Annotated in this window: 20 protein-coding genes; 18 read left to right on the forward strand and 2 right to left on the reverse strand. The window is 33.1% G+C overall.

Going from position 1 to position 20954, the window contains the following annotated elements:
- Positions 1 to 21 precede the first annotated feature (21 nt).
- From BMZ09_RS03400 to BMZ09_RS03425, 6 genes are all read left to right on the forward strand, one after another.
- Complete coding sequence (locus BMZ09_RS03400) at positions 22 to 225, forward strand: membrane or secreted protein (protein ID WP_090837510.1); 204 nt, start codon at positions 22 to 24, stop codon at positions 223 to 225.
- A gap of 3 nt (positions 226 to 228) precedes the next feature.
- Entirely contained in the window at positions 229 to 1341 is a 1113-nt protein-coding gene (locus BMZ09_RS03405; RefSeq protein WP_177183504.1) for a glycosyltransferase, read from the forward strand.
- A complete protein-coding gene (locus BMZ09_RS03410; protein ID WP_090837512.1) occupies positions 1332 to 1880 on the forward strand; it encodes an RNA polymerase sigma factor in 549 nt (182 codons plus the stop codon). The genes BMZ09_RS03405 and BMZ09_RS03410 overlap by 10 nt, the downstream gene beginning before the upstream one ends.
- Before the next feature lie 82 nt (positions 1881 to 1962).
- The gene (lipA, locus tag BMZ09_RS03415; RefSeq protein WP_090837513.1) at positions 1963 to 2841 is read left to right on the forward strand and encodes a lipoyl synthase; all 879 of its coding nucleotides are present in this window, start codon (positions 1963 to 1965) and stop codon (positions 2839 to 2841) included.
- A 1-nt stretch (position 2842) separates the two neighbouring features.
- Complete coding sequence (gene gap, locus BMZ09_RS03420; RefSeq protein ID WP_090837515.1) at positions 2843 to 3841, forward strand: type I glyceraldehyde-3-phosphate dehydrogenase; 999 nt, start codon at positions 2843 to 2845, stop codon at positions 3839 to 3841.
- Positions 3842 to 3886: 45 nt separating this feature from the next.
- The gene (locus BMZ09_RS03425; protein ID WP_090837516.1) at positions 3887 to 6112 is read left to right on the forward strand and encodes a tetratricopeptide repeat-containing hybrid sensor histidine kinase/response regulator; all 2226 of its coding nucleotides are present in this window, start codon (positions 3887 to 3889) and stop codon (positions 6110 to 6112) included.
- Positions 6113 to 6124: 12 nt separating this feature from the next.
- On the opposite strand, the gene lpxK is transcribed toward BMZ09_RS03425, so the two are convergent.
- Positions 6125 to 7135, reverse strand: a complete 1011-nt coding sequence (gene lpxK / locus BMZ09_RS03430) for a tetraacyldisaccharide 4'-kinase (RefSeq protein WP_090837518.1) — start codon at positions 7133 to 7135, stop codon at positions 6125 to 6127.
- Between the two features lie 124 nt (positions 7136 to 7259).
- On the opposite strand from lpxK, the gene BMZ09_RS03435 reads away from it, so the two are divergent.
- From BMZ09_RS03435 to BMZ09_RS03450, 4 genes are all read left to right on the forward strand, one after another.
- The gene (locus BMZ09_RS03435) at positions 7260 to 8354 is read left to right on the forward strand and encodes a Nif3-like dinuclear metal center hexameric protein (protein WP_090837520.1); all 1095 of its coding nucleotides are present in this window, start codon (positions 7260 to 7262) and stop codon (positions 8352 to 8354) included.
- Between the two features lie 3 nt (positions 8355 to 8357).
- On the forward strand, positions 8358 to 9140 hold the full coding sequence (locus BMZ09_RS03440; protein ID WP_090837522.1) for a zinc ribbon domain-containing protein: 783 nt from the start codon (positions 8358 to 8360) through the stop codon (positions 9138 to 9140).
- A 142-nt stretch (positions 9141 to 9282) separates the two neighbouring features.
- Positions 9283 to 9939, forward strand: a complete 657-nt coding sequence (gene msrA / locus BMZ09_RS03445) for a peptide-methionine (S)-S-oxide reductase MsrA (RefSeq protein WP_090837524.1) — start codon at positions 9283 to 9285, stop codon at positions 9937 to 9939.
- A gap of 125 nt (positions 9940 to 10064) precedes the next feature.
- On the forward strand, positions 10065 to 11648 hold the full coding sequence (locus BMZ09_RS03450) for a T9SS type A sorting domain-containing protein (RefSeq protein ID WP_090837526.1): 1584 nt from the start codon (positions 10065 to 10067) through the stop codon (positions 11646 to 11648).
- Here the strand turns inward: BMZ09_RS03450 and BMZ09_RS03455 are convergent.
- Positions 11645 to 12439 (reverse strand): class I SAM-dependent methyltransferase, encoded by a 795-nt coding sequence (locus BMZ09_RS03455; RefSeq protein WP_090837527.1) that lies wholly within the window; start codon positions 12437 to 12439, stop codon positions 11645 to 11647. The two genes, BMZ09_RS03450 and BMZ09_RS03455, sit on opposite strands and share 4 nt — an antisense overlap.
- Positions 12440 to 12517: 78 nt before the next feature.
- Here BMZ09_RS03455 and BMZ09_RS03460 point away from each other — a divergent pair, with 78 nt between their 5' ends.
- From BMZ09_RS03460 to BMZ09_RS03495, 8 genes are all read left to right on the forward strand, one after another.
- The gene (locus BMZ09_RS03460; protein WP_090837529.1) at positions 12518 to 13186 is read left to right on the forward strand and encodes a hypothetical protein; all 669 of its coding nucleotides are present in this window, start codon (positions 12518 to 12520) and stop codon (positions 13184 to 13186) included.
- 174 nt (positions 13187 to 13360) lie between these two features.
- Positions 13361 to 14629: a kynureninase gene (gene kynU / locus BMZ09_RS03465; RefSeq protein WP_090837531.1), complete on the forward strand. Its 1269-nt coding sequence runs from the start codon at positions 13361 to 13363 to the stop codon at positions 14627 to 14629.
- A gap of 385 nt (positions 14630 to 15014) precedes the next feature.
- Positions 15015 to 16412 carry an FAD-dependent oxidoreductase gene (locus BMZ09_RS03470; protein ID WP_090837533.1) on the forward strand — a complete coding sequence of 466 codons (1398 nt, stop codon included), beginning with the start codon at positions 15015 to 15017 and terminating at the stop codon, positions 16410 to 16412.
- A gap of 532 nt (positions 16413 to 16944) precedes the next feature.
- The gene (locus BMZ09_RS03475; protein WP_090837535.1) at positions 16945 to 17352 is read left to right on the forward strand and encodes a RidA family protein; all 408 of its coding nucleotides are present in this window, start codon (positions 16945 to 16947) and stop codon (positions 17350 to 17352) included.
- On the forward strand, positions 17353 to 18789 hold the full coding sequence (locus tag BMZ09_RS03480) for an aldehyde dehydrogenase (protein WP_090837537.1): 1437 nt from the start codon (positions 17353 to 17355) through the stop codon (positions 18787 to 18789). It begins immediately after the preceding gene.
- Positions 18790 to 18807: 18 nt separating this feature from the next.
- Entirely contained in the window at positions 18808 to 19242 is a 435-nt protein-coding gene (locus BMZ09_RS03485; RefSeq protein WP_090837539.1) for a hypothetical protein, read from the forward strand.
- Positions 19220 to 20002 carry an SDR family oxidoreductase gene (locus tag BMZ09_RS03490; protein ID WP_090837541.1) on the forward strand — a complete coding sequence of 261 codons (783 nt, stop codon included), beginning with the start codon at positions 19220 to 19222 and terminating at the stop codon, positions 20000 to 20002. Before BMZ09_RS03485 ends, BMZ09_RS03490 begins: the two co-directional genes overlap by 23 nt.
- A 180-nt stretch (positions 20003 to 20182) precedes the next feature.
- Complete coding sequence (locus BMZ09_RS03495; RefSeq protein WP_090837543.1) at positions 20183 to 20719, forward strand: 3-hydroxyanthranilate 3,4-dioxygenase; 537 nt, start codon at positions 20183 to 20185, stop codon at positions 20717 to 20719.
- The last annotated feature ends 235 nt before the right edge of the window (positions 20720 to 20954 follow it).

Genomic DNA, 20954 nt, shown 5'->3' on the forward strand with positions numbered 1-20954 from the left:
ACCTCTAAAAAAGCAACTATTTTGAAACTTTTATTACTTACTATAGGCCTATTAGGTTTAGGTTTTGCAGGAATTGCAATTAAAATTTGGGCTAAAAAAGACGGTAAATTTGCAGGTACTTGTGCAAGTCAAAATCCTATGTTAAATACAGAAGGAGAATCTTGTGGGTTTTGCGGAAAAACTCCAGATCAATTTGAGAATTGTACCGACACTCAACACTCATAAAGCATGCTAATACTTGAGGTGTTATTCTACAGTTTTGTAACTGTAGTGGTTATTCAAGTATTATATTACGCCGTACTTTTTGGTAGTTTTGCTTTTTCTAAAAGCGATTCTAAACCTGTCAAAAGCACTCCTGTTTCCGTCATTATTTGCGCTAAAAACGAAGCTGAAAACATTAAAAATTTTCTCCCTACTATTTTAGAGCAAGATTATCCTGTTTTTGAAATTGTATTAATTAACGACTCGTCACATGACGATACGCTTGATATTTTTGAAGATTTTAAATCTAGACACGATAACATAAAGATTGTCAATGTTAAAAATATAGAAGCTTTCTGGGGAAATAAAAAATACGCCCTGTCTCTGGGTATTAAAGCTGCTAAATACGACCACTTATTATTCACAGATGCAGATTGCAAACCGTTATCCAATAAATGGATAACACAGATGAGTGCAAACTTCTCAGATCAAAGCACAATTGTCTTAGGTTATGGTGCCTATAATAAAATTAAAAACTCTTTATTAAATAAAATCATCCGATTTGAAACCCTAATAACAGCAACACAGTATTTTTCGTTTGCCAAAATTGGAATTCCATACATGGGTGTTGGAAGAAACTTAGCGTATCACCGCGACGAGTTTTTTAAATCTAACGGATTTATTAAACATATGAAAATTAGATCTGGTGATGACGATTTATTTATAAATGAAGTTGCTAACTCTAAAAACACAAGTATAAGTACAACCCGGGAAAGTTTTACAACGTCTATTCCTAAAATGAGTTTAAAAGATTGGTTTAAGCAGAAACGAAGACACGTATCTACTGCCAAACACTATAAAGTTAAGCATCAATTTTTATTAGCACTTTTTTATATAACGCAGATTTTATTTTGGACATTAGGAATTTCGTTAGCCATTACAACTTACTTATGGCCTTTTGTAGCAGGACTTATTATAATTAGATTTATAACGCAATATTTATCCTTAGGATTTTCAGCAAAAAAACTAAACGAATTAGACACAATTCTACTATTACCTTTTTTAGAAATAACCCTGATTATACTTCAATTTAGTATCTTTATAACTAACAAAATATCAAAACCAAATTATTGGAAATAGACGAAGCAATAATAAGAGCTAAAAAAAACGACCAAAAAGCGTTTAACTATCTACTACATAATTATTGGGATAAAGTTTACGGGTTTCAGTTAAAACGTATTCAGAATGAAAATGATGCAGAAGACATCACCATTCAAACGTTCTCTAAAGCTTTTGATAAAATTGAATCTTACGACAATACCTACGCTTTTAACACTTGGTTGATTACTATTTCTAAAAATATTCACATTGATATTATAAGAAAGGAAAAAAACAGTATTAAACAAGCCCTGTCTCAAACAGAAGAAAACGAAGTTTATTTAGTGGCAGATGAGTCTCCATCTGTTGAAGACAAACTTATTACAGAACAAAACTTAGCCAAATTATTACGCGATATTAAAAAATTAAAACCGCATTATCAAGCAGTTATAAATCTTAGATACTTTCAAGAATTAAGTTATAAAGAAATTTCGGAAGAATTAAAAGAACCTATAAATAATATTAAAGTTAAATTACTTCGTGCTAAAAAATTGTTAGCAGAAATTATTCAAAAAAAGTAAGTCTAACGCGTATTGACTTTAAGACTTCTACTTAAATTTTAAACAAAATACTTCGTATCTTTGCGTATAGAAAACTGCAATTATGAACACAGAAACTGCATCTAATATTTTACCAAAAAGACAACCTAAACCAAAATGGTTACGCGTAAAATTACCTACGGGTAAAAAATACACGGAATTAAGAGGTCTAGTAGATAAATACAACCTAAATACAATTTGTGCGTCAGGAAGCTGTCCAAACATGGGAGAATGTTGGGGAGAAGGGACTGCTACATTTATGATTTTAGGTAATGTATGCACACGATCTTGTGGCTTTTGCGGTGTTAAAACAGGACGTCCAGAAGATGTGGATTGGGACGAGCCAGAAAAAGTAGCACGATCTATAAAAATCATGGGTATTAAACACGCTGTTTTAACAAGTGTGGATAGAGATGATTTAAAAGATATGGGAAGTATTATGTGGGCAGAAACTGTAAAGGCTGTCCGAAGAATGAACCCTGAAACAACACTTGAAACTCTAATTCCGGATTTTCAAGGTGTAGAGATGCATATTGATAGAATTATTGATGTAGCTCCAGAAGTTGTTTCTCACAATATCGAAACTGTAAAAAGACTAACAAGAGAAGTCCGTATACAAGCTAAATACGAAAAAAGTTTAGGTGTTTTAAAATACTTAAAACAACAAGGACAACGTAGAACAAAATCTGGTATAATGCTAGGTCTTGGAGAAGAGCGCGAAGAAGTGATACAAACATTACATGACTTGCGTGATAACGATGTAGATGTTGTTACTATTGGACAATACTTACAACCAAGTAAAAAACACTTACCAGTGAAGCGTTTTATCCTACCTGATGAGTTTAAAGAATATGAAGAAATTGGTCTAAAATTAGGATTTAGACATGTCGAAAGTAGTGCTTTAGTGCGCTCTTCTTACAAAGCTCAAAAACACATTAATTAATATGATTACTGTTGCCATTAATGGTTTTGGACGCATAGGACGACGTGTTTTTAGATTACTTCATAATAACAAAAACATTAAAATTGTTGCTATTAATGATTTAGCTGATGCTAAAACACTTAGCCATTTACTAAAATACGACAGTATTCATGGTGTATTTCCTGCTGTAATTAAATCAACAGAAACAGATATAGTTGTTGACGGTTTTAGCGTTCCGCTTTTAAATCAAAAACATCCTGAACATATTAATTGGGCACCTTTTGCTCCTGATTTTGTTATAGAGTCTACTGGAAAATTTAAAACCACTGCAGATTTACAACATCATATTAATAATGGTGCAAAACGTGTTATCCTAAGTGTTCCGGCAACGGAAGATGACATAAAAACAATTGTGTTAGGTGTAAATCAAACAGAATTGGACGGTACGGAAACTATAATATCCAATGCGTCATGTACCACAAACAATGCCGCACCAATGATTGATGTCATTAATGAACTTTGCGGCATTAACCAAGCTTACATAACAACAATACACTCTTACACCACAGACCAAAGCTTACATGATCAACCGCACCGCGATTTAAGACGTGCCAGAGCTGCAGGACAAAGTATTGTACCTACAACAACTGGTGCAGCAAAGGCATTAACTAAAATATTCCCAGAACTATCAGATGTAATTGGTGGTTGCGGAATTAGAGTACCTGTTGCTAACGGATCACTTACAGACATTACTTTTAATGTCAAAAAAGCGGTTACTATACCTATGATAAATGATGCTTTTAAAAAGGCTTCGGAACAAAAATATAAAGGCATATTAGAATATACTGAAGATCCCATTGTATCTATTGACATTGTAGGAAATCCGCACTCATGTATTTTTGATTCGCAAATGACTTCTGTTATTGGCAATATGGTCAAGATAATTGGTTGGTACGATAACGAAACAGGATATTCTAGTCGAATTATAGACTTGATATTCAATTTGTCGGCAAAAAAATAACTTTTGTCGGATAAATATTTATATTTGTTTTCATAAATGAAATAAATGAAGTCCCAAATAATTAAAACTTTCGCTTTCATTATCTTCTTTTTTGCAGGACTAAATCTGCAAGCACAAGATATTACCCAAAAAGAAGAAGAGGTTATACAAAGCACTATTAATTACAACATTAGTATTGCTCAAAAAAACATAGACAATAACGAATTCTACAAAGCTCAAAGCGACTTAGATCAAGCGCTTGACCTAGCCTATCAAATAAAAGACCACAGGAGCATTGGATTAATCTATTCTAAAATAGGTAAAATTCAATTTATATCAGAAGAGCCTGTTGAAGCTTTAAAAACACTATTTAAAGCTGTAGAAAAACAACGCTTTGCTGAAGACAACCTTAACATAGCCGAAACTTATAAAACAATAGGTAATGTTTTTATGAGTCGTAATGAATATAGTAGAGCTTTAGATTATTACAATTCTGCTCAAGGTGCTTTTGAACAAGAAAATCTATATGATTATATAGCAGAAACCAAAATGTACAAAGGTGACGCTTACTACAATCTAAAGCAATTTGATAATGCTATAGAGCAATATGAAGAAGCTATAAGCTTAGCAAAACGTTACCAAAACAATAAAATACTAAGTAGCATTTATCTTAATCTTGGTAAAACAAAAGCTGAGTTAGGAGACTTAACGGACGCTGAAAACACAATAAATCAAGGACTAACATTAGCTATAAAAGAAAAACACAGAGGTATTGTTAATAATGCATATAAAGTTTTAAGTGATTTATACACTAAAAAAGAAGACTACAAACAAGCTAATTCTTATTTACAAAAACACTTAGTCCTTAACGACTCTATCTTAGCAGTAAAACGCAGCTATCTTTCGCCAGAAAAAAGATTAGACAAGCTTTACAATAACCCAATAGAATACCAATTAGAAAAAGAAGCAGATTTAGAAAAAGAAGCGAGTTCTACATGGTTAGAAAAACTGACTACAATTTTAAGTATTGCATTAATTACTATTTTATCATTACTGACATTATCACTATATAAAAACAATAATATTAGATTAAAATCTAATAACATTTTGCACAAGAAAAATGCAGAATTAACAATAGCAATGGAAAAAGCTGAATTAGCAACAAAAACCAAAGCTAACTTCTTATCTACAGTAACGCACGAGCTTAGAACGCCTTTATATGCCGTAACAGGATTAACCAATATGCTATTGGAAGAAGACCCGAAACCTGCTCAAATACAACACTTAAAATCGTTAAAATTCTCAGGAGATTATTTATTGACGTTTATTAATGACATCCTTCAGATTAACAAAATTGAAGCTAATAAAGTTGATATAGAACCAGAAGTGTTCAACTTAAAAAAGAAAGCAGAAAATGTTATTTCAGCATTAAACAATTCGGCTTTAGACAACAATATAAAATTACACTTAGAATACGATAGAGAGCTTCCAACTAATTTTAATGCAGACCAATTAAAAATCTCACAAATACTAATTAACTTAATCGGAAACTCTATTAAATTCACCAAAGATGGAGACATTTGGATTAGAATTATCAAGCAGAGTCAAAACGACAATAACTATGAAGTTAGATATGAAGTCGAAGATAATGGTATTGGGATAAGTGAAGAAAAACAACAAAATATGTTTGAAAGTTTTTCTCAAGGATCTATCCAAATTAACAGAAAATATGGTGGTACAGGTCTTGGTCTTTCTATTGTAAAAGGATTAATAGATATTTTAAAAGGAAAGATTTATATGAAGAGTGAGTTAGGAAAAGGAACAACCTTCTTCTTTGAAATACCTATGAAAAAGAGTAATGAGGTTATTGTTGAAAAGAAAGCCAATTACTTTAATGAAGTTGATGAAATTGAACTAAGTAATATTAAAATATTAGTTGTTGAGGATAATAAGATTAATCAAATGATTACAAAAAAGATCCTTAATAAAATGAAACTATATTGTGATGTTGTGGATAATGGTGAAGACGCTGTAGAACAAGTTAAAACAACAAAATATGATGTTGTCTTAATGGATATTCATATGCCAGGGATTAGTGGTATGGAAGCCACTAAAATCATTAGATCGTTTGATAAAGAGCTTACAATTTTTGCACTTACCGCTGTAACTATAGAAGATAAAATGCAAGAATTTGACGAAGCCGGTTTCACGGATATCATTCCAAAACCATTTAAGCAAGAAGAATTTGAGAAGAAGCTATTTAACGCATTAATGCTAACTGAAAAAGAGTAAGCTTAGGGTTTCCTAGTTATTAATTGCAAAGTCTTTAATTAGCTTATTAAACTGCTCTGGTCTATCAATTTGAACTTCTATTGGTAGATAATACAACTTACCTTGTAAAGATGGCTCGCTTTTTAAGCGCATATAATCTTTTTCCGTTGTAACAATACAGGCATATTTAGACATCTCATCAATTTCACCACGACTAAAACTATGATGGTCTTTAAAAGCTATATGTTCAAATTCTGAACCAATGGTATTTAAATAATCTACTAATGGCGTTGCATTAGCAATACCAGTAACTAATTTAAATGCAGGTAATTGTTTTAGACTAACAGGTTTTTTATCCCCTAAAATTACATCGGCACTATATCTAATTACACTAAAAAACACCTCTTGATGTTTTAGAGGTTTAATTTTAGATATAATATTTTGTTTAATCTGATCACTTAAATCGCTAGGACATTTAGTAACAACAATTATATTAGCGCGTTTAGCCCCACTTTTAGGCTCTCTTAAATTACCCGTTGGTAAAACAAAATCATCGGTATATAAATTGTCATAAGTAGATAATAACACATTAAATCCTGCTTGTACTTTTCTATGCTGAAAAGCATCATCCAAAATAACAACATCAGGCATGGGCTTTTGCTCTAATAATTTAGCAATCCCTTCTTGCCTATTACTATCAACAGCCACCAAAATATCTTTATTAAATTTGTTGTAAAACTGAAACGGTTCGTCCCCTAAACTTAAAGCATCAGACGTCTCGTTACCTAATACAAAGCCTTTACTTGATCTACCATATCCTCTGCTAAGCGTTGCTAACTTAGTATTATCCTTTAACAAGCGGATTAAATACTCCACCATAGGTGTTTTTCCTGTACCTCCAGTACTTAAATTACCAACACAAATAATAGGAAAATCGTAGCTTTTAGACGCCTTATATCCTTTGTCAAACATTAGGTTTCTAAACCAAGTTATAACATAGTAAATAGGTACAATGGGTATTAAGATAACACGTAAAAATTTCATTAAAACAATGTATAGTCTATTAAACAAAACAGCTACATTTAATTTAAAAATGAAATGCAAGCAACATTAATAGTAACGAAAGTAAATATTTTATATTTGTTTTAAATAATAAAGACAAAAAAGTATGTTAGTTAAAGACCTGATAAATCATCTTGAAGAAATAGCACCACTTAACTATGCCGAAGATTTTGACAATGTAGGGCTTCTTGTTGGCGATAAAAACACGACAGTAACCAATGTTCTTGTCGCTTTGGATACCTTAGAAGAGGTTGTAGATGAAGCTATTGCTAAAAAATGCAACTTTATTTTAAGCTTTCATCCAATAATATTTAAAGGACTAAAAAGCTTAACAGGAAAAAACTATGTGGAACGCACCGTTCTAAAGGCTATAAAAAATAACATAGCTATTTATGCCATACATACTGCTTTGGATAATGATAACAATGGTGTAAACGCCATGATGTGTAATCAATTAAACTTGATAAATCAACGTATTTTAATTCCGCAAAAGCAAACTATAAAAAAACTAACAACTTATGTTCCCGTTGCTGAAGCTGAAACATTAAGAACAGCATTATTTAACGCTGGCGCAGGACAAATTGGTAACTATAAAAATTGCAGTTTTAATGTCAATGGTATTGGAACTTACAATGCCACAGAAAAAGCGAATCCTGTAATTGGAGTTATTGGTAAAAATCATAGCGAAGCCGAAACGCAACTAAACATTACTTACGCTAAACACGTCGAGAAATCTGTATTAAAAGCACTATTTGAAACACATAGCTACGACGAAGTGGCGTACGAGGTTACAACTATAGAAAACACCAACCAAAATATCGGTATGGGCATGATTGCAGAGCTAAAAACAACACAAACAGAAACTGAGTTTTTACATTATTTGAAAGAAAAAATGGACATTTCTCTAATAAGACACTCAAAATTATCCGATAGACCAGTAAAAAAAGTTGCAGTTCTTGGAGGATCAGGAAGTTTCGCAATAAATGCAGCCAAAGCAGCAGGAGCGGATGCTTTTGTAACATCAGATTTAAAATATCACGACTTTTTTCAAGCCGAAAACGCTATTTTATTAGCAGATATAGGTCATTATGAAAGCGAACAATACACAAAATCTGGTTTAGTAGCAATACTTACGAAAAAAATTCCTAATTTTGCATTTATTTTATCAAACACAAATACCAATCCTGTTAAGTATTTTTAATATATGGCAAAGACAAAAGAAGCAACAGTAGAAGAACGTTTAAGAGCGTTATACGATCTACAATTAATAGACTCTAGAATTGACGAAATAAGAAACGTTCGTGGAGAATTACCTCTAGAGGTTAGCGATTTAGAAGACGAAGTTGCAGGATTAAAAACTAGATTAGAAAAATTAGAAGATAGTTTAAGTTCTGTTGATGCAGATATTACTTCTAAGAAAAACTTAATTGAAGAAGCTAAAGCTTTAATTAAAAAATACTCTGAGCAACAAAAAAATGTTAGAAATAACAGAGAATTTAACTCTTTAACTAAAGAAGTTGAATTTCAAGAGTTAGAAATTGAATTAGCTGAAAAGCATATCAGAGAGTTTAAAGCTCAAATAGATCAGAAAAAAGATGTTATTGCTAAAACAAAAGAGCATAACAAGCAACGTGAAACTCACTTAAAACATAAGAAGAGTGAATTAGATGCTATCTTAAAAGAAACTGAAAAAGAAGAAAAAGCACTTATTGAAAAAGCTGACGATTACAAGAAAAAAATCGAAGCGCGTTTAGTAAAAGCTTATAACCGCATTAGAGTAAACGTAAAAAATGGTTTAGCTGTTGTACCAATCGAGAGAGGAGCTTCAGGAGGATCATACTTTACAATTCCACCACAAGTACAAATGGAAATTGCTGCACGTAAAAAAATTATTACGGATGAGCATAGTGGACGTATACTTGTTGATGCAGCTTTAGCTGATGAACAAAAAATTAAAATGGAAAAATTGTTTTCAAAATTATCGTAAACATTTCCTAACATATAAAAAAAGCCTTTACAATGTAAAGGCTTTTTTTATACCCTAAATTTAAAACAATTAAGAAATATTTATCACATTTAAAATTTAGGTTTGAGTATTTTAAACGTCTAATTGAAAAAAGAAAAATAAAATGAAAAAATTAATCCCATTACTAATATTAACAATACTGTTTAGCTGCAACAATCAAGCACAGACTAATCCAAAGCAAGAAGCTCTAAAAACAGCAACACCTGTTAGCGTACCTTTAGAAGACGGTATGGCAAAAGCATACTTTGCAAGTGGCTGTTTTTGGTGCGTAGAAGCTATTTACGAAAGTGTAAAAGGAGTAGATGAAGTTATAAACGGTTACGCTGGAGGTTTTACAAAAAACCCAACATACGAGCAAAGCAATACAGGACGAACAGGTCATGCAGAAGCTGTAGAAGTAATTTACAATCCTGAAATAGTTAGTTTTGAAACATTAGTAGATGTTTATTTTGCATCTCAAAACCCAACTCAAGCCAATGGACAAGGTCCAGACAGAGGAAGTCAATACCGTTCTATACTATTCTTTCAAAATGACGACCAAAAGAAAATAATAACACAGAAGAAAAAGGCTTTAGCCGAAAAACTGAATGCTACAGTTGCTGCAGAAGTATACCCGTTTCAAAAGTTTTGGATAGGTGAAGATTATCATCAAAATTACGAAAAACTGCACCCAGAAAATCCTTATATTCAAAATGTATCTATCCCTAGATTGAATAAATTTAAAGCTAAAATGCCTGAGCTTTTAAAAGATAAACATTAAAAACCAACACTTCATCGGTCAAATTTTGTATTTTAGCGATTAAACAAACCTATAGCTAGTCAGTAATTTATATAGCTTACAAGCCAATTATATTTACTGACTAACTCTATTTCACTATTATACCTATGAAGAAATCTTTACTTTTTAGTATTGTTGTATTACTTAATCTTTCGGCTTTAGCCCAAACTGTACCTGACGCTGTCCCTGAAACGCCACAATATTTAGATAACAGCAAACAATACATCGAATACATCCCTGGTAATTTACCAATAGTAATATCTGCACCACATGGCGGAAAACTAGTTGCCAGCGATTTACCTACTAGATCAGGTTGCGGTACTAACGAGGAAGACAACAACACGGACATCTTAATTCGTGAAATACAAAAACAATGTTATGCACTAATGGGAGGATATCCTCACATTATAATCAATAATTTAAGTCGTTCTAAATTAGACCCAAATAGAATTGAGTCTGTTGCGACGTGTAACAACGCTGCAACTGTGCCTTATTTTAATGCATATCATGATTTTATAGACACTGCTGCAATGCAAGTCATGACCGATTATGGAAAAGGCTTTTATATTGATTTACATGGGCAAAGTCATACTCCAAAAAGAATTGATGTTGGATACAACATATCAACTTCTACCTTAGATAATGGAACATTAAGCAATAGTATTGCATATTCTACAATTGAAAACTTAAAAAACGATAACCTACAAAACTTAACATTAGACCAATTAGTTAGAGGTAGCCAAAGTTTAGGCCAACTTTTTCAAATAACGGGTGGTGATTTTTACAATACAACAAGTAGTGGTACTTACCAACAGTGCGGAAGAACAGTAGGCTATAGAGCTGTACCAAGTAATTACAATTCTGGAGGTTGTGATGACACAACCCCAAATGGATCTGCATACTTTTCAGGAGATTATTACAGTAATGTACGTCATGGATCTGGAGATTCAAGCACATCTACTGCACTTTCTGGTGGAGGAACACTAAACGGTGGTGGCGGAACTGTTGACGGAATGATGACAGAAGTTAACAGAGATGTACGCCATTTAGGATCTGTTTACGCGGGTAGCGGTAGTTATAACAGAACTGATACAAAAAGTCCAACATTATTTTATTTTGCTCAAGACTACGCCTCTGTATTGGTAGATTATGTTACTGCACATTATGATGATTTTACAGGGTTTAACTACGACAACACCTTGTATGATAGCACAACGGATAGCGACCCTACTCCAACGTTAACAACAGGTGTAGCTAATGGAATTTATACTAGTACCGCAGGATTAGTTATAGATCAAACAACAGGAGAAATTGACTTAGCAGCTTCAGATAATGGAAACTACGTTGTGACCTACTCTTTTGGACCAACATCTTTAACGGATGCGCCTGTAAAGTATTTTTCTACAACACAAAATATAGAAATCACAACAAGTACTTTAAGCACTTCAGAATTTGATAAATTAGCGTTTAGCGTTTACCCTAACCCCGCTAACAATACTATCAATTTTAAGTCTAACACTACTATCTCCAATATTAAATTATACAATTTAATTGGTCAAGAGATATTAGCAAAAGACATAAACGATAGACAGTCATCAATAGATTTATCAACCTATTCTAGTGGTTCGTATTTACTTTCATTTTATGTAGAAGGTAAAAAAGTAGACACAAAATATATTATAAAAAACTAAAGTTTAGTTGCTTTTATTTCAAAAACTAAAGGATACAATTTATCTTTTGTAACATATTTGCCAGATTCAGTTTCGACTAAATCTGGCAAAATATTATACGGACTTTCGTTATGTTCGTTTAAAAATTCTATGTGTAATCCTGCAGTAGTCAAAGCATTTATTACTTCGCTTAAACCATGATTCCAACCATACTCTTTACTAATCATTTTTGAAGTTGTATCAGCGTATGTCCCTTCGTATTCTTCATAAATAGCATCGTCTTGCATATAACCATAAGTTATTACAGGCTTACTTTTTAGATAATCAAACATCCAAATTATTGGATGAAACTCGACCATATAAAAACTACCACCAACATTTAAACGATCTGCAATCATTTGACCCCAGGGTTTCAAATCAGGCAACCAGCCAATAACACCATAACTTGTATAAACAATATCAAAAGTTGCTTTTACATACTTAGAGGTATCTAACACATTACAACATATAAAGTTTGCATCTAAATCCAGCTCTTGATTTAGCTGCTTTGCTAACACGATACCAGCATCACTTAAATCCACGCCTAGGCACTTTGCTCCTAGCCTACTCCAGCTTAATGTGTCCTGCCCAAAATGACATTGTAAATGTAAAAGTGATTTCCCATTTACATCACCTAAAGCATCTAATTCGTATGACTTCAAAGAGGTTTCTCCTTTTTTAAAAGCATCCATGTTATAAAATTCACTTGTAGCATGCACCTTAACTTTTGTATTCCAAGTAGCTTTATTTATTTCGAAGTAATTTGTTTTCATTGTTAATTAATTATACCACTAATGTAATATTTCTATTTTAAACAGAAACGCTTCCTTATATTTGCAAAAAATTAAAAGATGAAAAAATTACTACTTATACTTATTACAATGGTTTGTTTTTCGTGTAAAACAGATACAAAAACAGCAAAAGAAACTACAACCTTAACTACCGCTGATAAAATAGCAAATGCACATGGGCTTAGCAATTGGGATAAAGTAACTCAAATTGACTTTACATTTAATGTAGATAAAGACAGTAGTCATTTTCAACGCTCTTGGTCTTGGAAACCTAAAAAAAATGAAGTTTCTTTAATTGTTGGACAAGACACCATTAATTATAATAGAGGTAAAATAGACAGCTTATCTATACAAACAGATCAAGGATTTATTAATGACAAATATTGGCTTTTAGCACCTTACCAATTGGTTTGGGATACAGATACCAAAATAACCGATTCTGTTAACAAAATTGCACCTATTAGTAAAGTTGCATTAAACAAATTAACCTTAGCTTATGGTAATGCTGGTGGCTATACTCCTGGTGATGCTTACGATTTTTATTATGATGATAATTACATGATCAAAGAATGGATTTTTAGAAAAGGGAATGCTGCAGCACCATCAATGATAACGTCTTTTGAGAATTACGAAGATTTTAATGGTATTAAAATAGCTAAAGATCATAAAAAATCAGAAGGCAACTGGAACCTTTATTTTACTGATATTTCTATAAAAACAGAAAAGTAAACATCTAAATAACAGGTTACAAACGTATATAAAATAATTCCGCTTTACGCGACACTATAACTTTGTTGGGTTTCATAAACTAGTTTTATGAAGCCCTTTTTTATGCCGTAATATTGGGCTTCATTTCTAAATTAATAATTCTTATTTTTGTGTAAACCCGAAAAACCACTCATCGTGTCCAACTACAAACAAGGTCTAGATTACGCTAAGCAAGAAGATAAAAACGATCCGTTGTCGCAGTACAGAACTCAATTTCATATCCCAAAAGACAAACAAGGAAACGATTGGTTATACTTTACAGGAAACTCGCTTGGTTTGCAACCAAAAGCTACTAAAGATTATATTAATCAAGAGCTTGAAGATTGGGCAAATCTAGGTGTAGAAGGTCATTTTGAAGCAAAAAATCCTTGGATGCCTTATCATGAATTCTTAACAGAATCTATGGCGAAAATTGTTGGAGCAAAACCAATTGAAGTTGTTATAATGAATACCTTAACGACCAACTTGCACCTATTAATGGTAAGTTTTTACCAACCAACAAAAACAAAATACAAGATTGTTATAGAAAGTGACGCCTTCCCAAGTGATAGATATGCGGTACAAACCCAATTAGAGTTTCATGGTTTTGATGCTAGTGAAGGCGTAATAGAATGGAAACCAAGACCTGGAGAAGAGCTTTTAAATATTGAAGATTTAGAAACTATTCTTGAAGAGCACGGGAATGACATTGCGTTATTACTAATTGGAGGCGTAAACTATTACACCGGACAATACTTAGATTTAAAAAAAATAGCAGCACTTGGTCATGCAAAAGACTGCAAGGTAGGTATCGATTTAGCACATGGAGCAGGAAACATAAAACCCGAGTTACATGATTCTGGTGTAGACTTCGCTGCTTGGTGTACCTATAAATATTTAAATTCTGGACCAGGAAGTTTAGGCGGGGTTTTTGTCCATGAAAAACATGCACATAATAAAGATTTAAAACGTTTTGCTGGTTGGTGGAGCCATAATAAATCAACCCGATTTAATATGCGTCAACCGTTAGATGTTATTCCGGGAGCAGAAGGCTGGCAACTAAGTAATCCGCCAATTTTATCCATGGCTGCTATAAAAGCATCTTTAGATATGTTTAACGACGTTGGTATGGATGCCATCCGCAGAAAAGCAGAAAAACTTACTGGTTATTTCGAGTTTTTAATTAACGAACTGAATAACAATAAAATAAAAATTATCACACCTTCTAATCCCAAAGAACGTGGTTGCCAACTATCCATTCAAGTAAAAGATGCTGACAAAAATTTACATACAAAATTAACCGAAGCACATATTATTACAGACTGGAGAGAACCAGATGTAATACGCTGCGCTCCGGTGCCATTATACAACACATTTGAAGATGTGTATAGAATGGTGGAGAAGTTGAAAGAGATATTGAATTAAATAAAAAAACATTAAGATTTCAGATATACTAAACATAGTTAATATTCAAATCCTAAATCAATTCACAGATTTGAACATTGAAATGCAGAAATAATGAGCAAAGGAATGGTGCTGCAAAGCGAAACTTTAAGCACATAATACCGAAAGAAAATGTTCCGCAGGAATTCCCTATTTTCGCTATGCTTTTTGGCTTTGTATTTAGAATAAAATGTCTACCAGACATTGCATCCTAAATAGTGTATCAAGACAAATTAATTGTAAAATAAACACTTCGACTGCGCTCAGTGTGACATTTTGCAATAGAAAAAGAACAACAAATAATAAAATCCTGAATCAAGATTAGGATAACGAAGACTAATACCAAGTCAAAGACAACACTACTGATATGAGCAAAAAAGACAACATACTAATTATTGGAGCAGGGCTTTGCGGCTCTCTCCTAGCCTTACGTTTAGCGCAAAGAGGTTACACAGTAAACGTCTACGAAAGCAGACCTGATTTACGTACCACAGATATTTCTGCAGGACGATCTATAAACCTAGCGCTTTCTGACCGCGGACTAAAAGCTATGCGATTAGCGGGTGTTGAAGACAAAGTAAAACCGTTATGCATCCCTATGTTTGGTCGTTTAATACACGATATAGAAGGCAATACATTCCCTTCCAATTATTCAGGAAGAGATAACGAATACATAAACTCTATTTCTCGTGGAGAACTTAATGGTTTACTATTAACTGAAGCCGACTCTTACGATAATCTGACTATTCATTTCAACAAAAAATGTAACGGTATTGATATCGAAAATAATACTGCCAGGTTATACGATTATGAAACCAAAATAGAAACAGAAGTTAAAGGCGATGTTCTTTTTGGTACAGATGGCGCAGGGTCTTCATTAAGAAAAAGCTATTATCTAGAACGTAAGTTTTTATTTAGTTACTCGCAAAACTACTTAACGCATGGTTATAAAGAGTTAGAGATTCCCGCTTCCGCTGAAAAAAAACATCAAATAAGTAAAGACTATCTTCATATCTGGCCAAGAGGTGACTACATGTTAATTGCACTTCCTAATTTAGACGGAAGCTTTACGGTTACACTATTTTTGAGTTATGAAGAAGGCAAATACAATTTCAACAATCTTACTACAGAAGACACCATAAAAGAATTCTTTGCAACACAATTTCCAGATGCATTAGCATTAATACCAAATATAGCAGACGAGTTTTTTAACAATCCAACAGGTGCCTTAGGAACCATAAAATGTTCTCCTTGGCATTACCAAAACAAGAATGTGTTATTAGGAGATTCAGCACATGCTATTGTTCCTTTTTATGGACAAGGTATGAACGCTTCTTTTGAGGATGTCACTGTTTTTGATAGTATTATAGAACAATACGAAGGTGATTGGGAAACCATTTTTAAGGTTTACGAAAAAACAAGAAAAGCAGATACAGACGCTATTGCTGATTTAGCAATAGACAATTATTACGAAATGCGTGATCATGTTGCGAATCCTATTTTTAAAGAAAAACGCGCGATTGAAATGGCTTTAGAAAAAGAATTTCCAAATGATTATTTCTCAAAATACTCAATGGTAACTTTCAAAGAAGACATCCCGTATCATACAGCAATGACAAAAGGAAGAGCGCAAGACAAAGCAATACTAAACCTAATTGCAGATAAAAAAATAGATACCAACGAAGATTTAAGTAGTATATTTAAAAAAGTACAACAAGAAACGGAAGCAATATTGAAAAATGATATGGTTGCAGGATTAAAATAGTTGGCAATTAGCAAAATTGAAAATAACATTGGGAGAAACAATAATTATATAAATTAAAAGTCCCAAATTTCGATATAATCGAAACCATCAATCTGCAGAAATAAAGAACGAAAAAACGGAATTGCGAAGCGAAGCTTCAAGCATGAAGTTTTGAAAGTGAATGTTCCGCAGGAATTTCCTCAGATTGATTTGATTTTTTGGTTCGTTTTGCATCAAGGCAAAATGAACAAAGAGAAATAAAAAAGAATAATGAGATCCTGAATCAAGTTCAGAATGACGGAATATTGGCTAAAATAATTATAATAAACATAGCTTTTTGGCTTGATTTATCCTGAGCGTAGTCGAAGGGTTTTGCATCAAGGCAAAATGAACAGAAAGAAAGAATAATGAGATCCTGAAACAAGTTCAGAATGACGAGATACTGGATAAAAAAAAGCACTTCGACTGCGCTCAGTGTGACATTTTAAATTAGAAGAAGAAAAATAATGTGATCGTGAATCAAGCTCAGGATGACGCAAAAAAAATAAAATAAATGAACGAAGGAACTAAAGTAACACCAAGAGGAGCCTATCCACACGTAAAACAAGTTGGCGATTTCATTTTTGTTTCAGGAACAAGTTCACGGAGAGCAGACAATACCATTGCAGGAGTCGATATTATTGACGAAATGGGAACTAAAAAATTAAACGCCTACACACAAACGCAAGAAGTTTTAAAAAACATAGATACCAATCTTAAAAAAGTTGGCGCCAGTTTAAAAGACGTTGTAGATGTGACTTCCTTTTTAGTAAACATGAATGACTTTGCAGATTATAATAAAGCTTACGCTGAATTTTTTGATAAAGAAACAGGGCCAACCAGAACTACAGTTGCCGTACATCAATTACCGCATCCCGATTTGGTTGTTGAGATTAAAGTTATGGCCTATAAGAAACAATAAATGAATATTCAAAACTACATAAACGGAGCATTCCACAATCCAATTCAAAACCATTGGATAGACAACTACAATCCTAGTAATGGAGAAGTTTACGGACAAATACCAAACTCGTCAAAAGAGGATGTAGAAAACGCATATCAAAGTGCCAAAACTGCTTTTAAGCAGTGGTCACAAACTAGTATAGAAGTGCGTAGTAGAATATTAATAAAGATTTCAGAGTTACTAGAAGCTAACTTACAACGCTTCGCAGAAGCCGAAAGTAAAGACAACGGAAAACCAATTAGCTTAGCAAAAGCAGTAGATATACCAAGAGCAGCAAGTAACTTTCGTTTTTTCGGAAATGCCATAACCCAGTTTGCTAGCGAAAGCCACGAAAGCATCGGACAAGCCATAAATTACACCTTACGCCAACCCATTGGAGTCGTCGGTTGTATTTCACCTTGGAACCTTCCACTCTATTTATTTACATGGAAAATTGCTCCAGCAATTGTAGCAGGAAACTGCGTTGTTGCCAAACCAAGTGAAATAACTCCAATGACCGCTTATTTATTGGGCGAAATTTGTAACGAAGCCGGTCTTCCAAAAGGCGTTTTAAATATTGTACATGGCTTAGGTGGTTCAACTGGACAAGCCATTATAGAACATGAAGACATAAAAGCTATTAGTTTTACAGGAGGAACAGCAACAGGAGCACATATTGCAAAAGTAGCAGCTCCAATGTTTAAAAAGCTATCGTTAGAATTAGGCGGAAAAAATCCAAATATCATTTTTGCAGATTGCGATTATGACGATATGCTAGAAACAACAGTACGTTCGTCTTTTGCCAATCAAGGTCAGATTTGTTTATGTGGAAGTAGAATATTTGTAGAAGCATCTATCTATGAGAAATTCAAGAAAGATTTTGTTGCTAAAGTAAAAGCTTTAAAAGTTGGTCATCCATCGGAAGCATCCACCAATATTGGAGCATTAGTCTCCAAACCACATTTAGAAAAAGTAAAAGAATATATAAATATCGCTAAAGCGGAAAACGGAACAATACTTTGTGGCGGAAATGAAGTGACTGTACAAGGTTATGAAAACGGTTACTATTTAGAACCAACAGTTATTGAAGTACCAAATGACGACTGCAGAGTCAACCAAGAAGAAATTTTTGGACCTGTAGTTACCATTATGCCTTTTAATACAGAAGACGAAGTATTGCAAATGGCAAACAAAGTGAAGTATGGTTTATCTGCAACATTATGGACCAACAACTTAAAACGCACCATGCAAATGAGCAACCAACTACAAGCTGGAATAGTTTGGGTTAACACTTGGATGATGCGTGATTTACGAACACCTTTTGGTGGTGTAAAAGCTTCTGGAGTTGGTCGTGAAGGTGGTTTTGAAGCGTTACGCTTTTTTACTGAAGCTAAAAATGTTTGTATAAAATATTAACTCATTAAAAAAATAAAATTGACTAGAAGAGAGTTTACATTCTATATTTGGACTAAATATTTAAGACCTATATTACTTATTTGTATAATATTATTTTGCGGTAACTTTCTAATTAATAACTTTAGAGAGAATAGTTTTAATGATATTCTAACTATTGGAACGATAATTATTATAATTCTATCAATCTATATTTCATTCTACTTTTTAGGTATATTTATTGATTCACTTAGAGAAAAAATAGTTTCAAAATTACCTGATTCAATTAAGTCATTATTGAGGGTATTAAGCAATATTATAGATTTTATTTCACCATTTATTATGGGTGCTTTAATATATTATTTTTGGTTAAAAGACAAACCAATTGCGATTGTGCTAACTCTTGTTATCTTAATTCAAAAAATAAGTCATTTTATAAAATCAAAAGAAGGAAATGAATCTAAACTTAAACAATAAATACGCGCTAGTTTGCGGAAGTACAGCAGGAATAGGAAAAGCAACAGCTTTAGCATTAGCTGAAGAAGGTGTACAAGTAACACTTATTGCTAGAAATGAAGACAAGTTAAAAGCAACATTAACTGAGTTACCTCAACATAGAAATCACGATTATATAGTTGCCGATTTTTCTAACCCGAAGGAATTAAAAGAAAAGGTAGAGGCTTACATAAAAGAGAATCATGGGTTTCATGTATTAGTAAATAACACAGGAGGACCAAAAGGAGGACCAGTATTTTCGGCAGATGTAGACGAATTTGAAGCTGCTTTTACTCAGCATTTAAAATGTAATCACGTGTTAGCGCAAGCAGTAGTTCCGTTTATGAAAAATGAAGGCTTTGGTCGCATTATAAATGTAATTTCTACATCAGTAAAACAACCTTTAGATGGACTTGGCGTGAGTAATACCATTCGTGGTGCTGTCGCCAATTGGAGTAAAACCTTAGCTAATGAGCTTGGTCAATTTGGTATTACGGTAAACAATGTTTTACCTGGTGCGACAGGAACCGATCGTTTGGCTGAAATTATTAAAAACAAATCTGCCAAAACAGGAAATACCGAAGAAGAATCTGCAAATGCTATGAAAAGTGCGGTTCCTGCAAAACGTTTTGCCAAGCCTGAAGAACTAGCTGATGCAATTACATTTTTAGCAAGCGAACGTGCGAGTTATATTAACGGAATTAATCTTCCGGTTGATGGCGGAAGAACAAAGTCATTATAATTCTATCTATCATTGCGAGATTTTTTCTTTTCAAAAAATCGTGGCAATCTGTTCAATTATCATTAATTTTATTGAATTGATGAATCCGCGTTAAGGATTGAAAGGTTTGTTTGAGCTCCTCGCAGAGAGCGAGCCTTGAAAGCCTGACCCTATTTAGGGAAACGCCCAAAATATTATAATATGAGTAAATTATTTCCACCTATAAATTTTAAAGCTTGGATCGAAGAAAACAGACATCTTTTAAAGCCACCAGTTGGTAACAAAGTGGTTTGGAAGGATGGTGATTTTATTGTTATGGTTGTTGGTGGACCAAATAATAGAAAGGATTACCATTACAACGAAACACCTGAATTTTTCCATCAAATTGAAGGTGATATTATCTTAAAAGTAATTGAAGACGGTACGCCAAAAGACATTCATATTAAAGAAGGTGAAATATTTTTATTACCTCCAAAAGTACCGCACTCGCCACAACGTGGTGCAAATACGGTTGGTTTAGTCATTGAATACCCAAGAGAAAAAGGTGTACAAGATGCTTTACTTTGGTTCTGCGAAAATTGTACTACTAAATTGTATGAAGAAGATTTTACAGTAAAAAATATTGAAACCGATATGCCAAAAATATTTGATAAATATTATGGTGATTTAGACAAGCGTACATGCCCAAACTGCTCAGCTATCATGCAACCACCACAAAAGGTAAAGCTAAAAAAGTAGTTAGCAGTTAGCAGTTAGCAGTTAGCAAAAAAAACAAAGATGGGATTAAAAATAACATTAGCTTAATTGAAAGTCCCCAATCAATTTGTAAAATTGAACGCCAAGGCGAAGAATAGATAAAGAAAAGCTTCGAGATCAGGAGAACGATGTTCGACGCGAAGTTTTCGTATCGGTTTTCAGTTTAAAACTGAAAAATTCCTTGGCTTGGATGTCTTTTTTTGGTTCGTTTTTTGGA

This window comes from Olleya namhaensis (assembly GCF_900114005.1).
GTDB lineage: Bacteria > Bacteroidota > Bacteroidia > Flavobacteriales > Flavobacteriaceae > Olleya > Olleya namhaensis.

Bases quoted from the DNA above. Each gene is read 5' to 3' on its own strand.
- BMZ09_RS03405 (WP_177183504.1), top strand. From the start codon at position 229: ATGCTAATACTTGAGGTGTTATTCTACAGTTTTGTAACTGTAGTGGTT.
- lipA (WP_090837513.1), top strand. From the start codon at position 1,963: ATGAACACAGAAACTGCATCTAATATTTTACCAAAAAGACAACCTAAA.
- gap (WP_090837515.1), top strand. From the start codon at position 2,843: ATGATTACTGTTGCCATTAATGGTTTTGGACGCATAGGACGACGTGTT.
- BMZ09_RS03425 (WP_090837516.1), top strand. From the start codon at position 3,887: ATGAAGTCCCAAATAATTAAAACTTTCGCTTTCATTATCTTCTTTTTT.
- lpxK (WP_090837518.1), bottom strand. From the start codon at position 7,135: ATGAAATTTTTACGTGTTATCTTAATACCCATTGTACCTATTTACTAT.
- BMZ09_RS03435 (WP_090837520.1), top strand. From the start codon at position 7,260: ATGTTAGTTAAAGACCTGATAAATCATCTTGAAGAAATAGCACCACTT.
- BMZ09_RS03440 (WP_090837522.1), top strand. From the start codon at position 8,358: ATGGCAAAGACAAAAGAAGCAACAGTAGAAGAACGTTTAAGAGCGTTA.
- msrA (WP_090837524.1), top strand. From the start codon at position 9,283: ATGAAAAAATTAATCCCATTACTAATATTAACAATACTGTTTAGCTGC.
- BMZ09_RS03450 (WP_090837526.1), top strand. From the start codon at position 10,065: ATGAAGAAATCTTTACTTTTTAGTATTGTTGTATTACTTAATCTTTCG.
- BMZ09_RS03455 (WP_090837527.1), bottom strand. From the start codon at position 12,439: ATGAAAACAAATTACTTCGAAATAAATAAAGCTACTTGGAATACAAAA.
- BMZ09_RS03460 (WP_090837529.1), top strand. From the start codon at position 12,518: ATGAAAAAATTACTACTTATACTTATTACAATGGTTTGTTTTTCGTGT.
- BMZ09_RS03470 (WP_090837533.1), top strand. From the start codon at position 15,015: ATGAGCAAAAAAGACAACATACTAATTATTGGAGCAGGGCTTTGCGGC.
- BMZ09_RS03475 (WP_090837535.1), top strand. From the start codon at position 16,945: ATGAACGAAGGAACTAAAGTAACACCAAGAGGAGCCTATCCACACGTA.
- BMZ09_RS03480 (WP_090837537.1), top strand. From the start codon at position 17,353: ATGAATATTCAAAACTACATAAACGGAGCATTCCACAATCCAATTCAA.
- BMZ09_RS03490 (WP_090837541.1), top strand. From the start codon at position 19,220: ATGAATCTAAACTTAAACAATAAATACGCGCTAGTTTGCGGAAGTACA.
- BMZ09_RS03495 (WP_090837543.1), top strand. From the start codon at position 20,183: ATGAGTAAATTATTTCCACCTATAAATTTTAAAGCTTGGATCGAAGAA.